The sequence below is a fragment of the Micrococcus sp. HSID17227 genome, from assembly GCF_003989405.1.
GTDB lineage: Bacteria > Actinomycetota > Actinomycetes > Actinomycetales > Micrococcaceae > Micrococcus > Micrococcus luteus.
This window is the reverse complement of the sequence record NZ_RBLN01000141.1, coordinates 1-5622: the sequence shown is the minus strand read 5'-3', so window position 1 is coordinate 5622 and position 5622 is coordinate 1. Positions and strand designations below refer to the sequence as shown.

The window sequence follows — 5622 nt, the reverse complement described above, 5'->3', positions numbered from 1 at the left end:
GGGGGCTGCCCCGGACGCGGGAGCCGCGTGGCGCCGTCGTCGCGGAGGCGACCCGCCGCGATGTCCGCCCCGTCTGGGAGAATGGTGCCGATGTCTGACTACCAGCCCCGCCGCCCCGGATCGAAGCCCACCCCGAACCGCCAGAGGGACCGCGCCGGCAAGCCGGCCCTCGGCCGCCCCGAGCGCGGCCTGATCGACGAGTCCGAGGCGCGCCAGCTCGCCGAGGACCGAGAGCGCATGCGCCGCGCCGGCGTCGGCCACCAGCTCTCCGCGCCCAAGCGCCGCGAGGCCGCCACCGCCGAGCGCCCCCAGGTGATGCCGAAGACCGAGGGCTGGACCCAGCCGATGGGCCCGGACGGCCGACCGCAGCTGCAGTTCAAGCAGCCGCGCGTCTCCCAGCCGCCCACCCACCTGGCCGACCTCACGCTGAAGGAACGGCAGGAGAAGGCCAAGGAGATCGGGCTGCCGGCGTTCCGCGCCAAGCAGCTCTCGGTGCACTACTTCGAGCACTACACCACCGATCCGGAGCAGATGACGGACCTGCCCAAGGACAAGCGGGAGGCGATCGCGGAGGCGTTCTTCCCGCCGCTGCTCACCGAGGTCCGGCGCATGGAGACCGACCGCGGGGACACCGTCAAGTTCCTGTGGCGGCTGTTCGACGGCGCGCTCGTGGAGTCCGTGCTCATGCGGTACCCCGGCCGCGTGACGCTGTGCGTGTCCAGCCAGGCCGGCTGCGGGATGAACTGCCCGTTCTGCGCCACGGGCCAGGCCGGGCTGACCCGCAACATGTCCACGGCGGAGATCGTGGAGCAGATCGTGCTGGCCAACCAGGTGATCGCCCAGGGCGGACTGGGCGGCAAGCGCAAGGACGGCGGGCACGACGCCGACCGCGTCACCAACGTCGTGTTCATGGGCATGGGTGAGCCCCTGGCCAACTACAAGCGCGTGATGGCCGCCGTGCACCGCATGGTGGACCCCTCGCCCGAGGGTCTGGGCATGTCCGCGCGGAACATCACGCTGTCCACTGTGGGCCTGGTGCCGGCCATCCGGAAGCTGGCCGAGGAGGGCGTGCCGCTGACGTTCGCGCTGTCCCTGCACGCGCCGGACGACGAGCTGCGCGACGAGCTGATCCCCGTGAACTCACGCTGGAAGGCGGACGAGGCGATCGACGCCGCGTACGACTACTTCGTGGCCACCGGGCGCAGGGTGTCCATCGAGTACGCGCTCATCAAGGACATGAATGACCACGCGTGGCGCGCCGACCTGCTGGCCAAGAAGCTCAACGCCCGGGGCAAGGGCTGGGTGCACGTGAACCCGATCCCGCTGAACCCGACGCCGGGCTCCATCTGGACCGCCTCGGAGAAGGACGTGACGCGCGAGTTCGTGGACCGGCTCAACGCCGCCGGCATCCCCACCACCCTGCGCGACACCCGTGGCAAGGAGATCGACGGCGCATGCGGCCAGCTGGCGGCCGAGGACGTCGACTGACCTGCCGAGGCCCCGCGCGCGGCGCCCACCGGCCCGTCCTCGGGCAAGCCGCGGGGCCGGCGTCGGGGAGCGCCGTCAGAAGCGGACGGTCTCGCTGTCGCCCGGCTCGGCGGTCCCGCCGGTGACCTTGGCCTTGACCAGCTCGACGGCGGTGGCCACCGCGCCCGGGGACTCCCAGAACTGGGCGGTCTGCACGTCCACGCGCACGAGCACGATCTGCGGATCCTCGGGGCTCGAGCCCTCACCGAAGAAGGCCTCGGTGGCCGGGTTCCAGAACTCCTTCTTGCGCGCGTCGTCGCGGACGAGCTGACCGTGGCCCGCGAGGGAGGCCCAGAAGTCCTTGTCCTGCACGGCGACGTTGACCGGGCGCTGCGGAGCGTCCGCGGCGACGTCGGAGGTGGCGCGCGTGAGGAACCAGAGCGTGCCGCCGTCCTCGGCCTGTTGCAGGCCCATCGGGCGGGTGACGAGCGTGCCGTCCCGCTCAGCGGTGGTCAGCATGCAGACGTTCACCTTCGCGAGCTTCTCGAGCAGACGGGCGCGGGGATCCTGGGTGCCCATGGCGTGACTCCTTCGTCGTCGGGTGCCGGCGCCCTGATGTGGCCACCGGCTCGTACCACCGACCCTAGGCACGGCCAGGCGGGTCCTGACCAGCGCTCAGCGGCGCACAGCCGCGGCGAGCCAGTCGACGGCGAGGGCGTAGCCCTGGACGCCCGCCCCGGCGATCACGACGTCGGCGACGGCGGAGACGTGCGAGTGGTGCCGGAACGCCTCGCGCCGGTGGACGTTGGAGATGTGCACCTCGGCGATCGGCCGGTCGACGGCGGCGAGGGCGTCGCGGATCGCGATGGAGGTGTGCGAGTACCCGGCGGGGTTGATGAGGACGCCAGCGTGGGAGGTGCGGGCCTCCTGGATCCAGTCGATGAGCTCGCCCTCGTGGTTGGACTGTCGGAAGTCCACGGTCAGCCCGTGCTCGGCCGCGCGGGCCTCGGTGAGCGCACGGACGTCGTCGAGGGTGGCCGTGCCGTAGACCTCGGGCTCGCGGGTGCCGAGCAGGTTCAGGTTGGGGCCGTTGAGCACGAGCAGGGGCAGGGCGGTAGTGGCGGTCATGCGGTCAGTCTAGGAAGCGACGACGACGGCTCCCGTCTCGGCCACGACAGTGCGTGGAAGGCGCCCGTTTCCCGAACGAAAGTGCCGGGACACGCCGCCGTTTCCCGAACGAAAGCGGGGTGGGGCGGAATAGGTGCGGCGGGGTGTCCGTTGTGGTCGGCAGGACGATCGCCGGCGTGAGCGCGTCGGCCCCGCTGACGAAAGGACCCACCGTGGCCACCAAGGACCTGACCCTCGAGGAGTTCGGCTCCACCGTCGCCGAGAACGACACCGTGCTCGTGGACTTCTGGGCCGGCTGGTGCGGCCCGTGCCGCCAGTTCGCCCCCGTGTTCGAGGCCGCCTCGGAGAAGCACGACGACGTCGTGTTCGCCAAGGTCGACACGGAGGACCAGCAGCAGCTGGCGGCGATGGCCGGCATCACCTCCATCCCCACGCTCATGGCCTTCCGCGGCGGCGTGCTCGTGTTCTCCCAGGCCGGCGCCCTGCCGGGCACCGCGCTCGAGCAGCTGCTCGACCAGGTCAAGGGCCTCGACATCGCAGAGGTCCGCCGCCTGGCCGAGGAGCAGCAGGGCCAGCAGGGCGACGCCGAGCCGGGGCAGGACGAGGCCGTGCAGTCCACCGCCGCCCACCTCGACGACGTCAACGGCCGCTGACGGCCCGCGCGGCGTCGCCGCGCCGGCCGCTCACCGCGGGTCGAACGCCCCCTGCTGCCACTGCTCCACGAGCCACGGGCTGAACGCCCGGGGGACGGCGGCCAGGGCGGCGGCCAGATCGGCCGGCTCCACCCAGCACCACTCCGCGACCTCGTCCCGCTCCGGGGCGGGGTCGCCGTGCATCCGGGCCCGGAACACCGGGCAGATCTCGTGCTCCTCCATGCCGGAGGCGTCCGCGGCCCGGTAGCGGAAGTCGGGGAGCACCTCGACGACGTCGGACACCTCCACGCCCAGCTCCTGCGGGGCGCGGCGCAGCACGGCCTCCGCGGGGGACTCGCCGGGGCCGGGGTGCCCGCAGAACCCGTTGGTCCACACCCCGGGGAACGCCGCCTTGCCCAGCGCCCGGCGGGTGAGCAGGAACCGGTCGGCCTCGTCGTACACGTGACAGGAGAAGGCCAGGTGCAGGGGCGTGCCGCCGTCCTCGGTGCGGCGGTGGACCGTGGCCTTGGCCTCCGTGCCCACGGCCTCGCCCGCCGGGGACAGCAGGACCACGCGCTCGACGTCGTCGGGGCCTGCGACCGGGACGTCCGAGGCCGCCATCCACGGTCGGGCGACGGGGGAGGGGTGGTCGTGCGGGGAGGGCGTGGCCGGGGTCTGCATGCCTCTCAGTGTGGCAGGCGAGCCGGGCCGCCCATCAGATGTGGGCCATGTCACCCCGGCCCGATCCTGATGGCCGGGCGTGGCTAGAGTGCTGAGGTCGGCGCCACACCCCGGCGCGTCCCACGTCACTCGAGGAGAGCACCCCCATGGCCTTCGCCGCCCTGTCCCGTTCCGCCCGTCTTGCCGGCCTGTCCGCTGCCGCGCTGCTGGCCCTCACCGCGTGCGGCGGTCAGGACTCGTCCGACGCCGACGCGTCCGCCTCGACGACGGCGCCCGCCTCCGCGTCCGCGCAGGGTGCGGAGTCGTCGTCCGCCTCGGCGTCGTCGCTGTCCGCGGCCCCGGCCGACTACGAGGCCGGCACGTGCTTCACCGCCCCGCTCGGCGCCCGTGACCTGTCCTCCTTCGAGACCACCGACTGCGAGGGCGCCCACACCGCGGAGTACCTGTGGGCCGTGCCGGCCGTGGCCGAGGGCGAGGAGGCCGACCCGGCCGCCGCCCAGACCTGCACCGCCCAGGCCCAGCGCCTGAGCGAGGAGAAGGAGGACCAGCTGAACGGGGCCGTCCTGACCTCCTCCGAGCTGGGCAACTACGGCACCGACGAGAAGCACTGCGTCGTGTACGGGGTCTCCGGTGAGTGGGAGGGTCAGATCGTGGACCCGGAGATCACCCTGGAGACGGCGTCCGCCGACGCCTGATCCCGACGGCGGCCCCGTGCGTCGTGAGATCGCGCCGCCCGGGACCGCCGCGCATGGACGCGGGACCGGCGAGGCCCGTAGTGTCTTCTGCGTCCAGAAGTTAGACGGTCGAACAGATGCGGCGGTCGGTGCCGCGTCGTGTCCGCCACCGAGGAGGCGCCATGGGTGAAGCGAGGACGGGCGGCGAGGCCGCGCTCTCCGGGGTGACCGCCGAGCTGGACGCCGCGCTCCGACATGCCGCGGCCCAGGCACCCGGATCCGCCGCCTTCGCCGAGCTGCTCGACTCGCTCCACGTCCATGTGGGCGCCGGCAAGCTCATCCGCCCCCGTCTCGTCGAGCTCGGCTGGCGCCTGGCGACCGCCGACCCGGTCCCTCCGTCCGGCCGCGCTGCCGTCGACCGACTCGGGGCCGCCTTCGAACTGCTGCACACCGCGCTGCTCGTCCACGACGACGTCATCGATCGGGACGTGCTGCGGCGCGGCCAGCCCGCCGTGCACGCCTCCGCCCGGCACCGCCTCGAGGCCCGCGGGGTGCCCGCCGCGGACGCCGCCCACGCCGGGGTCGCCGTCGCCCTCATCGCGGGGGACGTCCTGCTCACCCAGGCGTTCCGGCTCGCCGCCACCTGTGCCGCCGACACCGCCCGGGCCGCCGAGGCCGCCGCCGTCGTCTTCGACGCCGCCGCCGTGACTGCGGCCGGCGAGCTCGAGGACGTGCTCCTGGGGCTGTCCCGCCACACCGGTGAGGAGCCCGATCCCGACCGCATCCTCGCCATGCAACGGCTCAAGACGGCGCACTACACGGTCGGCGCGCCCCTGCGCGCCGGCGCCCTCCTGGCCGGGGCGGATCCCGACCTCGCCCGGGCGATGGGCGAGGCCGGCGCCGACCTCGGCGCCGCCTACCAGGTGATCGACGACGTCCTCGGCGTGTTCGGCGATCCCGGGGAGACCGGCAAGTCCGCCGACGGCGACCTGCGCGAGGGCAAGGCCACCGTGCTCACCGCCCACGGCCGCCGCATCCCC

The 5622-nt window shown here is 73.6% G+C and carries 7 protein-coding genes; 4 read left to right on the top strand and 3 right to left on the bottom strand.

The window, feature by feature from the left end:
• Window positions 1-90 precede the first annotated feature (90 nt).
• Entirely contained in the window at window positions 91-1488 is a 1398-nt protein-coding gene (gene rlmN, locus D8M29_RS07950; protein ID WP_036384305.1) for a 23S rRNA (adenine(2503)-C(2))-methyltransferase RlmN, read from the top strand.
• Between the two features lie 75 nt (window positions 1489-1563).
• Here rlmN and D8M29_RS07945 read toward each other — a convergent pair whose 3' ends face one another.
• Window positions 1564-2046 carry a pyridoxamine 5'-phosphate oxidase family protein gene (locus D8M29_RS07945; RefSeq protein WP_044659290.1) on the bottom strand — a complete coding sequence of 161 codons (483 nt, stop codon included), beginning with the start codon at window positions 2044-2046 and terminating at the stop codon, window positions 1564-1566.
• 96 nt (window positions 2047-2142) lie between these two features.
• Window positions 2143-2595, bottom strand: a complete 453-nt coding sequence (gene aroQ / locus D8M29_RS07940) for a type II 3-dehydroquinate dehydratase (protein WP_127435382.1) — start codon at window positions 2593-2595, stop codon at window positions 2143-2145.
• Between the two features lie 212 nt (window positions 2596-2807).
• On the opposite strand from aroQ, the gene trxA reads away from it, so the two are divergent.
• Window positions 2808-3248 carry a thioredoxin gene (gene trxA / locus D8M29_RS07935; RefSeq protein WP_051995255.1) on the top strand — a complete coding sequence of 147 codons (441 nt, stop codon included), beginning with the start codon at window positions 2808-2810 and terminating at the stop codon, window positions 3246-3248.
• Between the two features lie 30 nt (window positions 3249-3278).
• On the opposite strand, the gene idi is transcribed toward trxA, so the two are convergent.
• Complete coding sequence (idi, locus tag D8M29_RS07930) at window positions 3279-3908, bottom strand: isopentenyl-diphosphate Delta-isomerase (RefSeq protein ID WP_020626536.1); 630 nt, start codon at window positions 3906-3908, stop codon at window positions 3279-3281.
• 146 nt (window positions 3909-4054) lie between these two features.
• Between idi and D8M29_RS07925 the strand changes: the two genes are divergently transcribed.
• Window positions 4055-4603 (top strand): hypothetical protein, encoded by a 549-nt coding sequence (locus tag D8M29_RS07925; RefSeq protein WP_020626537.1) that lies wholly within the window; start codon window positions 4055-4057, stop codon window positions 4601-4603.
• A gap of 161 nt (window positions 4604-4764) precedes the next feature.
• Window positions 4765-5622, top strand: an 858-nt coding sequence (locus tag D8M29_RS07920) for a polyprenyl synthetase family protein (RefSeq protein ID WP_127445889.1), incomplete at its 3' end; no start/stop codon positions are given.

Bases quoted from the DNA above. Each gene is read 5' to 3' on its own strand.
- rlmN (WP_036384305.1), top strand. From the start codon at position 91: ATGTCTGACTACCAGCCCCGCCGCCCCGGATCGAAGCCCACCCCGAAC.
- D8M29_RS07945 (WP_044659290.1), bottom strand. From the start codon at position 2,046: ATGGGCACCCAGGATCCCCGCGCCCGTCTGCTCGAGAAGCTCGCGAAG.
- aroQ (WP_127435382.1), bottom strand. From the start codon at position 2,595: ATGACCGCCACTACCGCCCTGCCCCTGCTCGTGCTCAACGGCCCCAAC.
- idi (WP_020626536.1), bottom strand. From the start codon at position 3,908: ATGCAGACCCCGGCCACGCCCTCCCCGCACGACCACCCCTCCCCCGTC.
- D8M29_RS07925 (WP_020626537.1), top strand. From the start codon at position 4,055: ATGGCCTTCGCCGCCCTGTCCCGTTCCGCCCGTCTTGCCGGCCTGTCC.